The following is an 18,417-nucleotide window of genomic DNA, read 5'->3' on the forward strand; positions in this document are numbered from 1 at the left end:
CCGCCGGCCGGCTCGCCCGGATTGCCTGACAGGGCTCCCCAACATGCCTACCGGTCGGTATGCTCGCCGCGAGAGAGCGTCGCCGCCGCCGCCCTACGGGAGGACCCGTGTCCCGCACCGCCCTGCGTATCTGCCCCCTGTGCGAGGCCACCTGCGGCCTGGCGCTCACCATCGACGGCACCACGGTCACCGCGGCCCGAGGGGACCGCGACGACGTGTTCAGCCGCGGGTTCATCTGCCCCAAGGGCGCCTCCTTCGGGGCCGTCGACTCCGACCCCGACCGGCTGCGCGCCCCCCTGGTGCGCAGGGACGGTGAGCTGCACGAGGCCACCTGGGAGGAGGCGTTCGACGCGATCGCCGCCGGTGTCCGGCCCGTCGTCGAGCGGCACGGGCCGGACTCCGTCGGCGTCGTCCTCGGCAACCCCAACGTGCACACCATGGCCGGCGCCCTCTACCCGACCGTCCTGACAGGCGCCCTCGGCACCCGCAGCCTCTTCACCGCGTCGACGGTCGACCAGATGCCCAAGCACGTCTCCAGCGGGCTGCTCTTCGGCGACGCCAACGCCATTCCGGTGCCCGACCTCGACCGCACCGACCACCTGCTCCTCATCGGCGCCAACCCGCTGGAGTCCAACGGCAGCCTCTGCACGGCTCCCGACTTCCCCGGCCGCCTCAAGGCGCTCAAGGCCCGCGGCGGCACCCTCACCGTCATCGACCCGCGCCGCACCCGCACCGCCAGGCTCGCCGACCGGCACGTGGCGATCCGCCCCGGCACCGACGCCCTGCTCCTCGCCGCGATGGCCCACGTGCTGTTCGAAGAGAGCCTGGTGGACCTGGGCGCCCTCGCCCCGCACGTCGAAGGGGTCACGGAACTCGCCGACGCCGTAGCCGACTTCACGCCGGAGTCCGTCGCCGCCGCCTGCGACGTGGACGCCGACGTGACGCGCGCCCTCGCCCGCGAACTCGCCGCCGCCCCCACCGCCGCCGTCTACGGCCGCATCGGCAGCTGCACCGTCCCGCACGGCACGCTCGCCAGCTGGCTCGTGGACGTCCTCAACATCCTCACCGGCAACCTCGACCGGCCCGGCGGCGCCCTCTTCCCGCAGGCCGCCACCGACAGGACGCCCCGCCCCGCCGGACCCGGCCACGGGTTCGCGCTCGGCCGCTGGCACTCCCGGGTGAGCGGACACCCCGAGGCCAAGGGCGAACTGCCCCTGTCCGCCCTCGCCGAGGAGATCGACACCGCCACCCCCACCGCCGTCGAGGCGGGTGAGCCGGTGCGCGCGCTGGTCACCATCGCCGCCAACCCCGTGCTGTCCGCACCCGACGGCGACCGGCTCGACAAGGCGCTGGCCTCGCTCGACTTCATGGTGAGCGTCGACCCCTACCTCAACGAGACCTCGCGCCACGCCCACGTCGTCCTCCCGCCGCCCCCGCCGGCCCAGAGCCCGCACCACGACTTCGCCTTCAACACGCTCGCCGTGCGCAACCAGGTTCGCTACACCCGCCCCGCCGTCCCGCTGGAACCCGGCCGCATGGCCGAGACCGAGATCCTGGCCCGGCTGATCCTGGCCGCCACCGGCAGGCACGGCGCCGACCCGGCCGCCGTCGACGCCATGGTGATCGAACAGACCCTCGGCAAGGCAGTGCGGGAGCCGCACTCACCCGTGCACGGACGGGACCCGGGCGAACTGACCGCCCAGCTCACCGGCGAGAACGGCCCCGAGCGGCGGCTCGACATGATGCTGCGCCTCGGCCCCTACGGCGACGGCTTCGGCGTCCGGCCCGACGGGCTGTCCCTGCGGCGGCTGCTCGCCCACCCGCACGGCATCGACCTCGGCCCGCTGCGCGCGCGGCTGCCGCAGCCGCTGAAGACCCGCAGCGGCAAGGTGGAGCTGCTGGCGGGGCCGATCGCCGACGATCTGCCGCGGCTGCGGCAGGCCCTGACCGAGCGGCCCGACGGGCTCGTCCTCGTCGGCCGACGCCATCTGAGGTCCAACAACAGCTGGATGCACAACATCCCGGCCCTCACCGGCGGCTCCAACCGCTGCACCCTGCACGTCCACCCCGACGACGCCGAACGGCTCGGCGTGCGCAGCGGAGAGCCCGTGCGCGTGACGGGCGCCGGGGGAGAGGTGACCGCCCCCGCGGAGGTCACCGACGCGGTGCGGCGGGGCGTGGTCAGCCTTCCGCACGGCTGGGGCCACGGCCGCCCCGGTACCCGTCTGACCCACGCGGCCACCGAGCCCGGCGTCAACGTCAACCAGCTCCTCGACGGCACCCTGCTCGACCCGCTCTCGGGCAACGCGGTCCTCAACGGCATACCCGTCGCGATCGCCCCTGCGCCCCGGCCCTGACCGGCGTACCGCTGTGACCTGGAGTTTTGCGCTTATTGCTCGCATGTCAACGTCTTGTTAACGCTGCTTTGCGCCACCTAACGTCGCTCGCACCGCCTGCCCGGTGGAATGTTCAAGGGCGAACGTTAGGTACTCACTCATGCTGACCATCCTCGGCTTCGCCATGATCACGACCTTCCTGGTCCTGATCATGATGAAGAAGATGTCGCCGATCGCGGCGCTCGTGCTGATCCCCGCACTGTTCTGCGTGTTCGTCGGCAAGGGCGCCCACCTCGGTGACTACGTCATCGACGGCGTGTCCAGCCTCGCCCCCACCGCGGCGATGCTCATGTTCGCGATCGTCTATTTCGGGGTGATGATCGACGTCGGGCTCTTCGACCCGATCGTCCGGGCCATCCTGAAGTTCTGCAAGGCCGACCCGATGCGGATCGTCGTCGGGACGGCTCTGCTCGCCGCCATCGTCTCGCTGGACGGCGACGGCTCCACCACCTTCATGATCACGGTTTCGGCGATGTACCCGCTGTACAAGCGCCTCAAGATGAGCCTGGTCGTGATGACCGGCGTCGCCGCGATGGCCAACGGCGTGATGAACACCCTGCCCTGGGGCGGCCCCACCGCCCGCGCCGCCACCGCCCTGAAGGTCGACGCCACCGACATCTTCGTCCCGATGATCCCGGCCCTGGCCGTCGGTCTGCTCGCGGTCATCACCCTGTCGTACGTGCTGGGTCTGCGCGAGCGCAGGCGGCTGGGCAAGCTGACGCTGGACGAGGCGCTGGTGCGGGAGCCGGAGAGCGAGACGGTGCTGGTCGGCGCGGGTTCGGGTTCGGGTTCGGGCGCGGGTTCGGGGAAGGCATCTGTGGGCGGGGGTGGGTCCGGGTCCCTCGGGTCCCGGGACGCCGCCGAGGACGGCGAGTCCGACGCCGCCGACGACGACTTCAAGGGTCTCGACCCGAACCGGCCCACCCTGCGCCCCAAGCTGTACTGGTTCAACGCGCTGCTCACGGTGGCGCTGCTCAGCGCCATGATCATGGAGGTGCTGCCGATCCCGGTGCTCTTCCTGCTCGGCGCCGCGCTCGCCCTCACCGTCAACTTCCCGCACATCCCCGATCAGAAGACCCGGATCGCGGCACACGCCGACAACGTCCTCAACGTCTCCGGCATGGTCTTCGCCGCCGCGGTCTTCACGGGCGTCCTCACCGGCACCGGCATGGTCGACCACATGGCCAACTGGCTCGTGGACACCATTCCCGCCGGCATGGGCCCGCACATGGGCCTGGTCACCGGTCTGCTGAGCCTGCCGCTGACCTACTTCATGTCGAACGACGGCTTCTACTTCGGCGTCCTGCCGGTGCTCGCCGAGGCCGGTCAGGCCCACGGCGTGTCGACGCTGGAGATCGCCCGCGCCTCGATCGTCGGCCAGCCGCTGCACATGTCCAGCCCGCTCGTCCCGGCCGTGTACGTGCTGGTCGGCATGGCCAAGGTCGAGTTCGGCGACCACACGCGGTTCGTGGTGAAGTGGGCGGTTCTGACGAGTCTCGTGATTCTCGCGGCGGGCATCCTGTTCGGCATCATCTGATGATCGGCCCGGCTCCCTGGGAACTCGTTCAGGGAGCCGGCATTTCGGGTTCGCGGGAAGGACACGACCATGGCGCCCGGTGGAAACCGCGGCTGGCTGCTCCGCCTCGTCATCGCCTTCGGCTTCGCGCAGGGGGCGGTGTCGATGGCCCGGCCCGCCGTCTCCTACCGGGCCCTCGCGCTGGGCGCGGACGAACAGGCGGTCGGCGTCATCGCCGGCGTGTACGCGCTGCTGCCGCTGTTCGCCGCCGTCCCGCTCGGCCGCCGCACCGACCACGGCCGCTGCGCCCCCCTGCTGCCCGTCGGCGTGGTGCTCATCGCCGGCGGCTGCGCGCTGAGCGGCATCGCGGGCTCCCTGTGGGCGATGGCCCTGTGGAGCGGCGTCATGGGCCTCGGCCACCTCTGCTTCGTCATCGGCGCCCAGTCGCTGGTCGCCCGCCAGTCCGCGCCGCACGAACAGGACCGCAACTTCGGGCACTTCACCATCGGCGCATCGCTCGGCCAACTCGTCGGGCCCATCGCGGCGGGCGCGCTGATCGGCGGCCACGACATGGCCGGCAGCAGCGCCCTGGCCCTGGTGGTGGCGGGCGCGGGCGCGGCGGTCGCGTTCACGTCGCTGTGGCGCATAGAGCACCCGGGGGCCGCCAAGTCCCGCACGGAGGCGGGCGCGCGCGTGCCCGTGGGGAACATCCTGCGCGCCCGGGGCGTGCCCGCGGGCATCCTGATCAGCCTCTCCGTCCTGTCCGCCACCGACATCCTCACCGCCTACCTGCCGGTGGTCGGCGAGCACCGGGGCATCTCCCCGGCCGTTATCGGCGTACTGCTCAGCCTCCGCGCGGCGGCCACCATCGCCTGCCGGCTGGTCCTGACGCCCCTGCTGCGGCTGCTCGGCCGCACCGCGCTGCTCACGGTCACGTGTCTGCTGGCCGCCCTGCTGTGCGCCGGTGTCGCGCTTCCGGTGCCGGTGTGGGCGCTGGCGCTGATGCTGGTCGTCCTCGGCTTCTGCCTCGGCGTCGGCCAGCCGCTGTCCATGACGACAGTCGTCCAGGCGGCCCCCGACGGAGCCCGCTCCACCGCCCTCGCCCTGCGCCTGACCGGCAACCGCCTCGGCCAGGTCGCCGCACCCGCCGCGGCGGGCCTGATCGCCGGCGTCGCGGGTGTGGCCGCGCCATTCGTGATGCTCGGTGCCCTCCTGCTCCTCTCCTCCGGCATAGCCCTGCGCGCCCCGTCCACCGAACCGACCACGGACCACCCACCCACCGAACCTCCTGCGGACACCCCCGAGGAGACCCCCGACAACACGCCCCGGCGCCGTTCGCTGCGCCGGTTGGGCCGGTAGGGCGGCCTGGGCCCGTCCGTCGCGTCCCGCCTGCCCCGCGAGTCCCGGCCGCCGTGGGCATCCCCGAGGGCACGCCCCGGCGCCGTTCGCTGCGCCGGTTGGGCCGGTAGGGCGGCCTGGGCCCGTCCGTCGCGTCCCGCCTGCCCTGCGAGTCCCGGCCGCCGTGGGCATCCCCGAGGGCACGCCCCGGCGCCGTTCGCTGCGCCGGTTGGGCCGCTAGGGCGGCGGCCTGGGCCCGTCCGCCGCATCCCGCCTGCCCCGCGGTTGCCGCCCGCCCCGCGGTTCCCGCCCGCCCCGCGGCCCGCTCGCCCTCCTCCCCCGCCCGCCGGACCGCGCCGCAAGCACGTCCGGGCCCCTCGCCCAAGACGCCCCGTTCCTGAATTCGGTCGTCCGCTTTCTCACCAGGTGGACAGTGGCACCGAGATACGGTCCAGCGTCTTCCCCCGGCCGCGCACATTCCGTTAGCTTCCGTGACTCAAACGCCCCGTACGACCCGCACGAGGGCGTCCGACCGCGGAGCACCAGCGCTCAGTGAGCCCCCGGGGGCACCTCCCATGACACGCGCCATCTCCCTGCACGACGTGAGCAAGACCTACGCGCGAGGCGTCCGCGTGGTGGACCGGCTCTCGCTGGACATCGCGCCCGGCGAGTTCCTCGTCCTGCTCGGCCCCTCGGGCTGCGGCAAGTCCACCGTGCTGCGCATGATCGCCGGCCTGGAGGAGATCACCGACGGGCGGCTGCTGCTGGACGGCGCGTACGCCAACGACCTGCTCCCCGCCGAGCGGAGCATGGCGATGGTCTTCCAGAACTTCGCCCTGTACCCGAACATGACCACCCGCGGGAACATCGGCTTCCCGCTGCGCGTCGAGGATCCGCAGACCGACCCCGGCCCCCGCGTGGACGCCACCGCCCGCATGCTGGGCATCGAGGACCTCCTCGACCGCTTCCCCGCCCAGCTCTCCGGCGGTGAACGCCAGCGCGTCGCCATGGGCCGGGCCATCGCCCGCCACCCCAGCGCCTTCCTCATGGACGAGCCGCTGTCGAACCTCGACGCCAAGCTCCGCAACCACCTGCGGGCCGAGATCACCAAACTGACCAGGGCACTGGGCGTCACCACGATCTACGTCACCCACGACCAGTCCGAGGCCATGTCGCTCGGCGACCGTGTCGCCGTCCTGCGCGGCGGCGTGCTCCAGCAGGTGGACAGCCCGCGTGCCGTGTACGCCCTGCCGCGCAACGTCTTCGTCGCCGCCTTCATCGGCACCCCCCGCATCAACCTCCTGCGCGGCCTCGTCCGCGCGCCGCTCGACGGCGCGATGACGATCAGCCTGGGCAAGCAGTTCCTGCGCCTGCCCGAGCCGCTCTCCCTGGACCACCAGCTGCTCCGCGTCCAACAGGGCCGCGAGGTCATCGTCGGCCTGCGCTCGGAGGCCGTCCGGATCGCCAAGCCCGCCTCCGCCCGCCCCGGCGAGGTGCTGCTCACCGGCCTGGTGGAGCACGTGGAGTTCCAGGGGCACGAGGTCCTCGTCCACTTCAACACCGGCTCGCGGCCCGCCGTCGTGCCCGACCTGGAGGCTCCGCGCCCCGCCACCCGCCCCGCCAGGCGCCGCCGCCGCGACGGCACGGTCCTGGACCGGCTGAAGGAGCGGGCGGGCGCCCTGCGCGCCGGACCGGTGGTGGTCATGGACGACCCCGGGGACGCCGAGGCCGCCCAACCCGCGGTCGCCGCCCCCGACGGCCGCCTCCCCGGTGACCTGATCGTCCGGACCACCCCCGACATCGACCTGCGCCACGGCATGCAGGTCCCCCTCCTCGTCGACCTCGCCCACCTGTTCGTCTTCGACCAGCACGGCGAGCGGATCTGCCCCGCTCCGGCGCGGCTGCCGGACCTGGAGGAGTGACCCCGCCGGGACCGGGCCCGGCGGGAAGGTGACCCGCGCCACCATGGCGGCCGCCCCTGGTGCCGTAAAACTATCGGCGCTAGTTTGGGGCGCGGACGACGAGGCCCGCCCGGAAGGAACGCGATGAAGGCACATGACGGCATGTACATCGACGGAGCCTGGCGGCCCGCCGACGGCCGGGACGCGATCGAGGTCGTGAACCCGGCCGACGAGCAGGTGATCGGCAGGGTCCCCGCCGGTACCGCCCTGGACGTCGACACCGCCGTACGGGCCGCCCGCGCCGCCCTGCCGGCCTGGGCCGCCACCCCGCCCGCCGAACGGGCCGCCCGCCTGGCCGCCCTGCGGGACGTACTGGTGGCCCGCAAGGACGAGGTCGCCGAGACGGTCACCGCGGAGCTGGGTTCGCCGCTGAAGTTCTCGCAGGCCGTGCACGCCGCCGCCCCGATCGCGGTCGCGGGCTCCTACGCCGAGCTGGCGGCGACGTACGCCTTCGAGGAGAAGATCGGCAACTCCGTCGTGCACCACGAGCCGGTCGGCGTGGTCGGGGCCATCACCCCCTGGAACTACCCGCTCCACCAGATCGTCGCCAAGGTCGCCCCGGCGCTCGCGGCCGGCTGCACCATCGTGCTGAAGCCCGCCGAGGACACCCCGCTCACCGCCCAGCTCTTCGCGGAGGCGGTGCACGAGGCCGGCGTCCCTGCGGGCGTCTTCAACCTGGTCACCGGCCTCGGCCCGGTCGCCGGCCAGGCCCTCGCCGAGCACCCCGGCGTCGACCTGGTCTCCTTCACCGGCTCCACGGCCGTGGGCCGGCGGATCGGCGCCATCGCCGGCGCCGCCGTCAAGCAGGTCGCCCTCGAACTCGGCGGCAAGTCCGCCAACGTCATCCTCCCGAGCGCCGACCTGGCCAGGGCCGTGAACGTCGGAGTCGCCAACGTCATGTCCAACTCCGGCCAGACGTGCAGCGCCTGGACCCGCATGCTCGTGCACGCCGACCGGTACGACGAGGCCGTGGAGCTGGCCGCCGAGGCCGCCGCGAAGTACGGCGACCGGATCGGCCCGGTCGTCAACGCCAAGCAGCAGGAGCGCGTGCGCGGTTACATCGAGAAGGGCGTCGCCGAGGGCGCGCGCGTCGTCGCGGGCGGCCCCGAAGCCCCGCGCGAGCAGGGTTACTTCGTCAGCCCGACGGTCTTCGCCGACGTGAGCGAGGGCATGACCATCGCCCAGGAGGAGATCTTCGGGCCGGTCCTGTCCATCCTCCGCTACGAGGACGAGGCGGACGCCCTCCGGATCGCCAACGGCACCGTCTACGGTCTCGCCGGCGCCGTCTGGGCCGGCGACGAGGCGGAGGCCGTCGCCTTCGCCCGCCGGATGGACACCGGCCAGGTCGACATCAACGGCGGCCGGTTCAACCCGCTGGCGCCCTTCGGCGGCTACAAGCAGTCCGGCGTGGGCCGCGAACTGGGCCCGCACGGCCTGTCCGAGTACCTCCAGACCAAGTCCCTCCAGTTCTAGCTCCAGGGGAGTTGTCCACGTCATGGCCGTCCGTACCGCTGTCCGTGCCGCCGTCGTACCCGCCGTAGGCGCCCCGCTGGAGATCACCGGGATCGAGCTGCCCGAGCCCGGCCCGGGGCAGGTCCGGGTGAAGCTCGCCGCCGCCGGGGTCTGCCACTCCGACCTGTCCCTGTCCAACGGCACCATGCGCGTGCCCCTCCCCGCCGTCCTCGGCCACGAGGGCGCCGGCACGGTCCTCGCCGTCGGCGAGGGCGTCACCCGCGTCGCGCCCGGCGACGACGTGGTCCTCAACTGGGCCCCGTCCTGCGGCACCTGCCACGCCTGCTCGCTCGGCGAGGTCTGGCTGTGCGCGAACGCCCTGGCCGGTGCCGCGGGCGTGCACGCCCGCCGCGCCGACGACGGCGCCGACCTGCACCCCGGTCTGAACGTCGCCGCGTTCGCCGAGGAGACGGTGGTCGGCGCCGACTGCGTCCTGCCCGTCCCGGACGGCATCCCGCTCACCGACGCCGCCCTGCTCGGCTGCGCGGTCCTCACCGGCTACGGCGCCGTGCACCACTCGGCGAAGGTGCGTGCGGGCGAGACGGTCGCGGTGTTCGGTGTCGGGGGAGTGGGCCTCGCCACGCTCCAGGCGGCCCGCATCGCGGGCGCTTCCAAGATCGTCGCCGTCGACGTGTCCCCCGAGAAGGAGGAGCTGGCCCGCGCCGCCGGCGCCACCGACTACCTGATCGCCTCCGAGACCACGGCCCGCGAGATCCGCGCCCTCACCGGCAAGCAGGGGGTGGACGTCGCCGTCGAGTGCGTCGGCCGTGCGGTCACCATCCGCACCGCCTGGGAGTCCACCCGGCGCGGCGGCCGCACCACGGTCGTCGGCATCGGCGGCAAGGACCAGCAGGTCACCTTCAACGCCCTGGAGATCTTCCACTGGGGCCGAACCCTCTCCGGCTGCGTCTACGGGAACGCCGACCCGGCCCGGGACCTGCCGGTGCTGGCCGAACACGTCCGCGCCGGACGCCTGGACCTGGGCTCCCTGGTCACGGAGCGCATCGCCCTGGACGGCATCCCGGCGGCCTTCGAGAACATGCTGGCGGGCAAGGGCGGGCGGGCCCTGGTGTTGTTCTAGGGCCTGTCGTCCGGATCGGGTCGGCTGAGAGGGACCGCACCTCTCGGCCCGCCCGAGCGGGGCGTGGCGCGTGCGGCTGCAAGGCGGAGGAGGGCGGCAGGACGGAGCCCCGGGCAACCGGCGACAACGCCGCAGATGTGCGCACCACGCCCCGCGACGCCGGCATGATCCAAACGCCAGGCCCCGGCCGCGGGCTCGCACGCACGCGGGGCAGGAGGGTGCCGGGGCCGCCCCGGCGCCCCGGTCCCCTGCGCCCGCGTGCCGCTCGCACCTCCGCCCTCCCCACCCACGCCGTCTCGCTTGCCGTTCGATGAACATCCGGCACGACCGTTGACCACATACCGTCCGGTCAGTACGTTCCCGGGAACGTCCCACACGTCCCCGACGTCCCCCCGCACCACCCGGAGCGTGCACGTATGGACACCACCCCCTCCGCTCAGCGCCTCCCCGCCACCGCACCGCCCGCGGCCCCCAACCGCCGTCGCGTCGCCACCGCCGCCGCCCTCGCGTCGGCCGTCGAGTGGTACGACTACTTCGTCTTCGGTATCGCCGCCGCCCTCGTCCTCGGCGACCTGTACTTCCCGGCCGGCAACCCCACCGCCGGGGTCCTGGCCGCTTTCGCCACCTTCGCCGTCGGCTTCCTCGCCCGGCCCATCGGCGGCATCGTCGCCGGACAGCTCGGCGACAAGAAGGGCCGCAAGCCGATGCTGGTCCTCGCGCTCACCCTGATGGGCGTGGCCACCACGGGCATCGGCCTGCTGCCCACGTACGAGACCATCGGCGTGGCCGCCCCGATCCTGCTCGTCCTGCTGCGCATCGTCCAGGGCATCGCCGTGGGCGCCCAGTGGGGCGGCGCGATGCTGCTGGCCACCGAGTACGCCCCCGAGGGCAAGCGCGGCATCTACGGCAGCGTCGTCCAGCTCGGTGTCCCCATCGGCGTGGTCACCGCCAACACCGTCTTCCTGCTGGCCGGTGCGCTCACCTCGGAGTCGGCCTTCGATGCCTGGGGCTGGCGGGTGCCGTTCGTGGTCGGCCTGCTCGTCCTCGTACTCGCCTGGTACATCCACACCCGCGTCGAGGAGACCCCCGAGTTCCGGGAGGCCGAGCGCGCGCTGGCCGAGAAGGAGCAGAGCGAGCAGTCGTCCCCGCTGCGCACGATCATGCGCGATCACCTCGGCACCGTGCTGCTGGCCGGCGGCTCCTTCGCCGTGAACACCGCGACGTTCTACATCCTCATCACCGGCGTCCTCGACTACACCACCCGCGAACTGGACATGGAACACGGTGCGGTGCTCGCCGTGTCGCTCTGCGTCAGCCTCACCCAGCTGGTGCTGATCCCGGCCGCCGCCGCCCTGTCCGACAAGTTCGGCCGCATCCGGATCTACACCGTCGGCGCAATCGGCATCGCGGTGTGGGCCGTCCCGCTGTTCCTGCTCGTCGACACCGGCTCACTGGTGTGGCTGGCGGTCGGCACCTTCGTCGCCAGTTGCTTCCTCAGCATCATGTACGGCCCCCAGGCCGCGCTGTTCGCCGAGTTGTTCACGCCGGAGATGCGCTACACCGGCGCCTCGCTCGGCTACCAGATCGCGGCCGTCGGCGGGGGCGGGCTCGCGCCCTTCGTCATGGTGCTGCTCCTGGAGGCTACGGGCACCTCGATGGCCGTCTCCGGCTACATCATCGGCCTGTCGGTGATCGCCCTGGTCTCCATCAAGGTGCTGTCCGACAGGGCACGCTCACGCTGACCACGAGACGTTCTCGGGCCGCGACCCGGTGACCTCGTCCGGGGTCGCGGCCCGCGCCCGCCTCCGGGACCGCGACACCGCCACGCCCGCCAGGCACAGCGCGCCTCCCGCGAGCGTCAGCAGCCCAGGCACCTCGCCCAGCGCCAGCCACGACATCAGCACGACGAGCGCGGGCACGGCGTACGTGGTCGCGCCCATGCGGCCCGCGGTCGTACGGGCCAGCGCGTACGCCCACGTCGTGAACGCCAGGGCGGTCGGGAACACGCCCAGGTACACCATGTTGAGCGTCGCGGAGACGGGCGCGTCGGCCGCCTCGGTCACCAGCTGCCCCGTGAACGGCAGGCAGAGCACCGCCCCGGCCAGGCACCCGAAGGTCGTCACCTGGAGCGCGCTCGCGTGCCCCAGCGCGGGCTTCTGCGCCACCACGCCGCCCGCGTACGCCACGGCGGCCAGCAGGCACAGCACCACCCCGAACAGCGAGGAACCACTCTCGCCGGACACCGACAGGCCCACGGTCACGGCACCGGCGAACGACACCGCCATCCCCGCCAGCAGCCGCGGCGGCAGCGCGTCCCCGAGCAGGCGGGCGCCGAGCAGCGCGATGAGGATCGGGCCGACGTTCACCACGAGGGCGGCCGTGCCGGCGTCCACCTGCTGCTCGCCCCAGTTCAGGACGACCATGTAGAAGCCGAACCACAGCAGCCCCGATATCGCGATGCCCCGCCAGGCGGGCCGTGCCGGCAGTCCCTCCCGGCGCAGCAGACAGATCACGCCGAGCGTCAGCACGCCCGACAGCAGCCGCCCGAGCGCCAGCGCGCCCGGCGAGTAGGCCTCGCCCGCGCTGCGGATCGACACGAAGGCGGAGGCCCACAGGACGACGGTGACCGTGGCGGCGCCTGCCGCGAGGACTTCCGGACGGCGGAGAGCGGCGGGACGGGCGGTGCTCATCATGCTCCAGAGGCTAGGCAGCGGGACGCTGTTCCCGCTGGCGGGATTCGGACCGGGAACCGGTGCTCAGCGCAGCCCCGCCGGGTCGATGCCCAGCGCCTCGGACAGCGCCTCCTCGCCCGCCGGCGTCACCTTCACCGCGCGCTCCGATCCGATGCGTACGCACCAGCCCGTTTCCAGGGCGTGCCGGCACAGGGCCGCGCCCGCGACGCCCGCGAGGTGCGGACGGCGTTCGGTCCAGTCGAGGCAGGCACGGGCCAGCGGCCGGCGGCCGGTGGGCTTCAGGGGGATGCCGGCGGTCTCGAACCAGCCGAGCCCGGCGTCCGTGAGCGCGAAGCCGGTGTCCTGGCGCAGCAGGCCGCGCCCGGTCAGCGCGTCGGTGATCGCGATGCCGAGCCGCCCGGCGAGGTGGTCGTAGCAGGTGCGGCCCCGGGCCATCGCCGATCCGGCGCTCGACGCCCGCAGGGTGTGCGGACGCCGTGCCGCCGCCTCGGGCGCGACCTGCGCGACCAGGTCCTCCACCAGCTGCGAGACCCGCTCGTCGGCAAGCCGCACGTACCGGTGGCGCCCCTGCCGTTCCTCGGCGAGCAGCCCGCCCGCGACGAGCTTGCCGAGGTGCTCGCTCAGCGTCGAGGCGGCGACCCCCGCGTGCCGGGCCAGCTCACCGGCGGTCCAGGCCCGCCCGTCGAGCAGCGCCAGCAGACAGGCGGCCCTCGTCTCGTCGGCGATCAGCCCGGCCAGCCGCGCGAGCACGGGCGCCTCGGCGTCCTTGTCGGTCATGCGTCCCACGATGCGCCACGCACGGTTCGGCGAGCGCCGAAGTGTTCTCAGGCGCCCCGCGCCACCTGCGCGTACTGCTGCGCCAGCCCGTCCAGCAGCGCCGTCAGCCCGGTCTCGAAGGCCCGCTCGTCGATCTTCTCCTGCTGCTCGGCCAGGAGGTGCGCCTGCTGGAGGTGCGGGTAGTCGGCGGGGTCGTAGGCACCGGCGTCGTCGACGAAGCCGCCGGCGAAGGAACCCAGTGCCGAGCCCATGATGAAGTACCGCATCAGCGCGCCGATGGACGTGGCCTGGGCCGGGGGCCAGCCCGCCGCGACCATCGCGCCGTAGACGGCGTCCGCGAGATGCAGTGCGGCCGGGCGGCGGCCGGGGCCGTGGGCCAGGACCGGGACGATGTTGGGGTGGTCGCGCAGTGCCGCCCGGTAGGAGACGGCCCAGTCGTGCAGCGCCGTCCGCCACTCCCGGCCGTCCTCGAACATCGACAGGTCGACCTGCGCGCTCACCGAGTCGGCGACTGCCTCCAGGATCTCGTCCTTGGTGCGGAAGTGGTTGTAGAGCGAGGGCCCGCTGACTCCCAGCTCCGCGGCGAGCCGGCGCGTGGAGACGGCCGCGAGGCCCTCCGCGTCCACCAGCGCGCGGGCCGTCTCGACGATCCGGTCGGTGCTGAGCAGGGGCTTGCGCGGTCGGGCCATGGCGCACATAGTAGGGCTGCGGCCGTAAACTAGCAGTGCTAATTTAAATGTCCGCCGTTCAATATCTGTCCAAGATCCGCCGTTCGAGATCTGTCTTTCTGTGGGGTGACTCGGCATGAACCTGGAGCTCAGCGAGGAGCAGAGCGCCGTACGGCAGCTCGCGCGGGACTTCGTGGAGCGCGAGATCGCCCCGCACGTCGTCGCCTGGGACCGTGCCGAGGAGGTGGACCGGTCCATCGTGAAGAAGCTCGGCGAGGTCGGCTTCCTCGGGCTGACCGTCGACGAGGAGTACGGCGGCTCCGGCGGCGACCACCTCGCGTACTGCCTGGTGACGGAGGAGCTGGGCCGCGGCGACAGCTCCGTGCGCGGGATCGTGTCCGTCTCCCTCGGTCTGGTCGCCAAGACGATCGCCGCCTGGGGCGACGAGGAGCAGAAGCGGCGCTGGCTGCCGGGGCTCACCTCCGGCGAGTACGTCGGCTGCTTCGGCCTCACGGAGCCCGGCACGGGGTCGGACGCCGGGAACCTCTCCACCCGTGCGGTCCGCGACGGCGACGACTACGTCATCAACGGCACGAAGATGTTCATCACCAACGGCACCTGGGCCGATGTCGTGCTGCTCTTCGCCCGCTCCACGGATGCCCCCGGCCACAAGGGCGTCTCCGCCTTCCTCGTGCCCACCGACACCCCCGGGCTCGGCCGCCGCACCATCCACGGCAAGCTCGGGCTGCGCGGCCAGGCCACCGCCGAGGTGGTGCTGGAGGACGTCCGCGTTCCCGCCTCCGCCATGCTGGCCGCCGAGGGCAAGGGCTTCTCGGTCGCCATGTCGGCCCTCGCCAAGGGGCGGATGTCGGTCGCGGCCGGCTGTGTCGGCATAGCCCAGGCCGCGCTGGACGCCGCCGTGAAGTACGCGGGTGAGCGCGAGCAGTTCGGGAAGACCATCGCCCACCACCAACTGGTGCAGGAGCTGATCAGCGACATCGCCCTCGACGTGGACGCGGCCCGGTTGCTGACCTGGCGGGTGGCCGACCTGATCGACCGCGGGCAGCCCTTCACCGTCGAGTCCTCCAAGGCCAAGCTGTTCGCCTCGGAGGCGGCGGTCCGCGCCGCGAACAACGCCCTCCAGGTCTTCGGCGGCTACGGCTACATCGACGAGTACCCGGCGGGCAAACTGCTGCGCGACGCGCGCGTGATGACCCTCTACGAGGGCACCAGTCAGATCCAGAAGCTGGTCATCGGGCGTGCGCTGACCGGGGTTTCGGCCTTCTGAGCCCTGTCCGGAGGGTCTCTGAGTACGAGAACTGAGTACGTCGGCGGATGTGGCCGGGGCCACATCCGCCGACCCTTGTCCCCATGAGTGACACACCGGTCAAGCAGCAGAGCACGGCAGCCTTCTACGGACAGGCCGTGGCCTCGTTCGCGGTGGCGATGATCGCCACCGCCGTCGGTATCTACAACCTCCAGGCCGACGCCTGGGTGCGTGCCTTCCTCGCCGTCGCCGTCCTGTACCTCGTCACCTCGGCCTTCACGCTGGCCAAGATCATCCGGGACCGGCAGGAGGCCGGGCAGATCGTGAGCCGCGTGGACCAGGCCAGACTGGAGAAGCTCCTCGCCGAACACGACCCCTTCGAGAAAGTCGGATGACGCGTCCGCCCGACGGCCGCACTAAGCGATCGCTCAGCTTCGGCGGTATGGTGGTGCTCCTGTCACCGAGAGGGGCGAACAAGCGATGAGTACGGCGGCCGAGACGACGGGCGGCGACGTCGAGCCGTGGGAAGGGGTCACCCCGGACGCGGCCCGGCGGCTCCTGGTCGCGGCGGTGGAGGCCTTCGCCGAGCGCGGGTACCACGCGACCACGACCCGCGACATCGCCGGCCGCGCCGGCATGAGCCCGGCCGCGCTCTACATCCACTACAAGACCAAGGAAGAGCTGCTCCACCGCATCAGCCGGATCGGCCACGACCGGGCGGTCGACATCCTGCGGGCCGCGGCCCAGGGCGAGGGCAGTGCCGCCGAGCGGCTCGCCGACGCCGTGAGCTCCTTCGTGCGCTGGCACGCAGGGCGGCGCACGACCGCGCGGGTGGTGCAGTACGAGCTGGACGCGCTCGGCCCCGAGGCCCGTGACGAGATCCTCACGCTGCGCAGGCAGTGCGATGCCGCGGTGCGCGGCATCATCGACGACGGAGTGGCGTCGGGCGAGTTCGACGTGCCGGACGTGAAGGGCACGACGCTCGCCGTGCTGTCGCTCTGCATCGACGTGGCCCGCTGGTTCAACGTCAACGGCCCCCGGACACCCGACGAGGTCGGCGCGCTCTACGCCGACCTCGTGCTGCGGATGGTGGGAGCCGAACCGGCCGGCGCCGCTCAGAAGTAATAGCGCGAGACCGACTCGGCGACGCACACCGGCTTGTCGCCGCCCTCGCGTTCCACGGTGAAGGCGACGGTCACCTGGATCCCTCCCTTGACGTCCTCGACGCCGGTGATCGTCGCCGTGGCGCGCAGCCGCGAGCCGACCGGGACGGGGGAGGGGAAACGAACCTTGTTGGTGCCGTAGTTGACGCCCATCTTCACGCCCTCGACCGCGATCAGCTGCGGTCCGAAGAGCGGGAGCAGCGACAGGGTCAGATAGCCGTGCGCGATGGTGGTGCCGAACGGGCCCGCGGCGGCCTTCTCCGGGTCCACGTGGATCCACTGATGGTCGCCGGTCGCCTCCGCGAACAGGTCGATCCGCTTCTGGTCGACGTCCAGCCAGTCGGTGTACCCCAGCTGCTCGCCCACCGCCGCCTTCACCTCGTCGGCGGATGTGAAGATCCTCGGCTCTGCCATGTCCCGGCCTCTCTGCTCGCTCGACCTGCTCACGCGACTCTAAGCGACTGCTTAGCATGGTCGCGTGCGCCGCTCATGTCAACGTCCGGGGGCGCCGCACGGGTGACGGGGTCGGTAGGGTTCGAGGAGTGCCTCAGATTCCCGAGATGATTCACGAGCTCACGGTCGGCCAGCTCGCCGCGCGCAGCGGCGCCGCCGTCTCCGCCCTGCACTTCTACGAGTCCAAAGGGCTGATCAGCAGTCGCCGGACCTCGGGCAACCAGCGCCGCTACAGCCGCGACGCGCTGCGCCGGGTCGCCTTCGTACGCGCGGCGCAGCGGGTCGGCATTCCGCTCGCCACGATCCGCGAGGCGCTCGCCGAGCTGCCGGAGGGGCGCACGCCCACCGAGGACGACTGGGCCCGGCTCTCCGAGGCCTGGCGCTCGGAACTGGACGAGCGGATCAAGCAGCTGAACCGGCTGCGCGACCACCTCACCGACTGCATCGGCTGCGGCTGCCTGTCCCTGGACACCTGTGTCCTGTCCAACCCCGACGACGTCTTCGGCGAACGCCTCACCGGCTCCCGCCTGCTGGTGGAGCGCCGCGACTCCACGACCCGGCGCAAGGCCGCGGCCACGAGCCGTGGCGGTGGCCGTGGCCGCGGACACGGACCGGAAGTGGAGTGCCGCGACTGACGATCCGGTCACCCGGCCCCGTGTCGGACGCCGCCCCGTCGTGCCGAGGCCCACTCGGCCAGCCCCTCGGTGACCAGCTCGGCGTTGGACGCGGCCCGGCGGCCGCCCGGCAGGCACAGGGTGTCCTCCAGACCGATGCGGGCCGGAAGGCCCAGCCGGCCGGCCAGCCGCAGGACCGGCCAGGCACCGGCGTCCTCGCCGTGCAGCAGGACGGGGCGGCCGTGGGCCGTGCCGAGTTCGGCCAGCAGGGCGAGCGCGGTGTCCTCCGCGGTCGCCGGTTCGGTGTCCGTGACCTCCGCCAGCACCCGCAGAACCTTCGGTCCGAGCGGTGAGCGCAGGAACCGGGCCGCGCCGTCCGTGCCCGACCAGACGCCGGCCTCCACACCCACCCCGCGTTCGATCAAGGCGGCGGCGACCTCCTCGGCGCCCGGCTCGTGCCAGTTGACCGAGGCGTGGTCGGGCAGGATCGTCCAGCTCCGTACCCGGGCCGCCCGGGCGGCGGCATCGGGCTCGGCCCAGGCGCCCGTCGTCACGCCGACCGGCACCGACGCCGGCACCCGTGCGCGTATCGCCTCCAGCGTGGCCGCGAGTACGCGAGGCGACAACGTGTCCTGCCCGCACGGCGTCTTGGGATGGACATGGACATCCGTGGCTCCGGCGGCCGCCGCCGCGGCCACGGAATCGGCGATCGCCTCCGGCGACAGCGGCACCACCGCGCCGTCGCCGCTCCCTCGGGCTCCGTTCACACACACCTGCACCATTCCCCCATGGTGCGGGGCGCCACTGACAACACCCGCGGGCCGCGAGGCCCGTACGGGCCGGCGGAGGCGCGGCATCCCCGGCACACCTCCGCGGTGGGGTGTCGTTCGGATCAGGCCGGCTCCGGGCAACGGTGCCTTGCAGCCGACCCGGGCGAGGCCCGGTGCGTGCGGCCGCAAGGCGGAGGAGGGCGACAGG

16 protein-coding genes are annotated in these 18,417 nt (G+C 72.9%); 11 read left to right on the top strand and 5 right to left on the bottom strand.

What is annotated here, in order from left to right; all coding sequences use genetic code 11:
* Nucleotides 1–107 precede the first annotated feature (107 nt).
* From ACIQ1J_RS18125 to ACIQ1J_RS18155, 7 genes are all read left to right on the top strand, one after another.
* Complete coding sequence (locus ACIQ1J_RS18125) at nucleotides 108–2,357, top strand: molybdopterin oxidoreductase family protein (protein ID WP_403557742.1); 2,250 nt, start codon at nucleotides 108–110, stop codon at nucleotides 2,355–2,357.
* A gap of 139 nt (nucleotides 2,358–2,496) precedes the next feature.
* Nucleotides 2,497–3,933 carry a CitMHS family transporter gene (locus ACIQ1J_RS18130; RefSeq protein WP_403557744.1) on the top strand — a complete coding sequence of 479 codons (1,437 nt, stop codon included), beginning with the start codon at nucleotides 2,497–2,499 and terminating at the stop codon, nucleotides 3,931–3,933.
* A gap of 69 nt (nucleotides 3,934–4,002) precedes the next feature.
* Complete coding sequence (locus tag ACIQ1J_RS18135; RefSeq protein WP_403557746.1) at nucleotides 4,003–5,271, top strand: MFS transporter; 1,269 nt, start codon at nucleotides 4,003–4,005, stop codon at nucleotides 5,269–5,271.
* A 554-nt stretch (nucleotides 5,272–5,825) separates the two neighbouring features.
* Complete coding sequence (locus tag ACIQ1J_RS18140; RefSeq protein WP_403557748.1) at nucleotides 5,826–7,172, top strand: ABC transporter ATP-binding protein; 1,347 nt, start codon at nucleotides 5,826–5,828, stop codon at nucleotides 7,170–7,172.
* A gap of 123 nt (nucleotides 7,173–7,295) precedes the next feature.
* Nucleotides 7,296–8,684: an aldehyde dehydrogenase family protein gene (locus ACIQ1J_RS18145; protein WP_403557750.1), complete on the top strand. Its 1,389-nt coding sequence runs from the start codon at nucleotides 7,296–7,298 to the stop codon at nucleotides 8,682–8,684.
* 22 nt (nucleotides 8,685–8,706) lie between these two features.
* The gene (locus ACIQ1J_RS18150; protein ID WP_403557752.1) at nucleotides 8,707–9,804 is read left to right on the top strand and encodes a Zn-dependent alcohol dehydrogenase; all 1,098 of its coding nucleotides are present in this window, start codon (nucleotides 8,707–8,709) and stop codon (nucleotides 9,802–9,804) included.
* Between the two features lie 416 nt (nucleotides 9,805–10,220).
* Entirely contained in the window at nucleotides 10,221–11,546 is a 1,326-nt protein-coding gene (locus tag ACIQ1J_RS18155) for an MFS transporter (protein ID WP_403557754.1), read from the top strand.
* Here the strand turns inward: ACIQ1J_RS18155 and ACIQ1J_RS18160 are convergent.
* The 3 genes from ACIQ1J_RS18160 to ACIQ1J_RS18170 form a co-directional block, all read right to left on the bottom strand.
* Entirely contained in the window at nucleotides 11,538–12,497 is a 960-nt protein-coding gene (locus ACIQ1J_RS18160) for a DMT family transporter (RefSeq protein ID WP_403557756.1), read from the bottom strand. The two genes, ACIQ1J_RS18155 and ACIQ1J_RS18160, sit on opposite strands and share 9 nt — an antisense overlap.
* Before the next feature lie 63 nt (nucleotides 12,498–12,560).
* Nucleotides 12,561–13,274, bottom strand: coding sequence for an ArsR/SmtB family transcription factor (locus ACIQ1J_RS18165; protein WP_403557758.1), 714 nt, complete (start codon nucleotides 13,272–13,274; stop codon nucleotides 12,561–12,563).
* 47 nt (nucleotides 13,275–13,321) lie between these two features.
* Nucleotides 13,322–13,963 carry a TetR/AcrR family transcriptional regulator gene (locus ACIQ1J_RS18170; protein ID WP_121746075.1) on the bottom strand — a complete coding sequence of 214 codons (642 nt, stop codon included), beginning with the start codon at nucleotides 13,961–13,963 and terminating at the stop codon, nucleotides 13,322–13,324.
* A 115-nt stretch (nucleotides 13,964–14,078) separates the two neighbouring features.
* Between ACIQ1J_RS18170 and ACIQ1J_RS18175 the strand changes: the two genes are divergently transcribed.
* The 3 genes from ACIQ1J_RS18175 (at nucleotide 14,079) to ACIQ1J_RS18185 (ending at nucleotide 16,334) form a co-directional block, all read left to right on the top strand.
* The gene (locus ACIQ1J_RS18175) at nucleotides 14,079–15,230 is read left to right on the top strand and encodes an acyl-CoA dehydrogenase family protein (protein ID WP_403557761.1); all 1,152 of its coding nucleotides are present in this window, start codon (nucleotides 14,079–14,081) and stop codon (nucleotides 15,228–15,230) included.
* Between the two features lie 83 nt (nucleotides 15,231–15,313).
* Nucleotides 15,314–15,604 carry a YiaA/YiaB family inner membrane protein gene (locus ACIQ1J_RS18180; RefSeq protein WP_403557763.1) on the top strand — a complete coding sequence of 97 codons (291 nt, stop codon included), beginning with the start codon at nucleotides 15,314–15,316 and terminating at the stop codon, nucleotides 15,602–15,604.
* Between the two features lie 85 nt (nucleotides 15,605–15,689).
* Nucleotides 15,690–16,334 (top strand): TetR/AcrR family transcriptional regulator, encoded by a 645-nt coding sequence (locus tag ACIQ1J_RS18185; protein ID WP_403557765.1) that lies wholly within the window; start codon nucleotides 15,690–15,692, stop codon nucleotides 16,332–16,334.
* Here the strand turns inward: ACIQ1J_RS18185 and ACIQ1J_RS18190 are convergent.
* Complete coding sequence (locus tag ACIQ1J_RS18190) at nucleotides 16,325–16,786, bottom strand: MaoC family dehydratase (RefSeq protein ID WP_210961790.1); 462 nt, start codon at nucleotides 16,784–16,786, stop codon at nucleotides 16,325–16,327. The two genes, ACIQ1J_RS18185 and ACIQ1J_RS18190, sit on opposite strands and share 10 nt — an antisense overlap.
* Before the next feature lie 128 nt (nucleotides 16,787–16,914).
* On the opposite strand from ACIQ1J_RS18190, the gene soxR reads away from it, so the two are divergent.
* Nucleotides 16,915–17,460 (top strand): redox-sensitive transcriptional activator SoxR, encoded by a 546-nt coding sequence (gene soxR / locus ACIQ1J_RS18195; RefSeq protein ID WP_403557767.1) that lies wholly within the window; start codon nucleotides 16,915–16,917, stop codon nucleotides 17,458–17,460.
* A gap of 8 nt (nucleotides 17,461–17,468) precedes the next feature.
* Here the strand turns inward: soxR and ACIQ1J_RS18200 are convergent, their stop codons facing one another.
* Nucleotides 17,469–18,221 (bottom strand): 3-keto-5-aminohexanoate cleavage protein, encoded by a 753-nt coding sequence (locus ACIQ1J_RS18200; protein WP_403557769.1) that lies wholly within the window; start codon nucleotides 18,219–18,221, stop codon nucleotides 17,469–17,471.
* Nucleotides 18,222–18,417 lie beyond the last annotated feature (196 nt).

The sequence above is a fragment of the Streptomyces sp. NPDC097107 genome (assembly GCF_044762405.1).
Classification (GTDB): Bacteria; Actinomycetota; Actinomycetes; order Streptomycetales; family Streptomycetaceae; genus Streptomyces; species Streptomyces thinghirensis.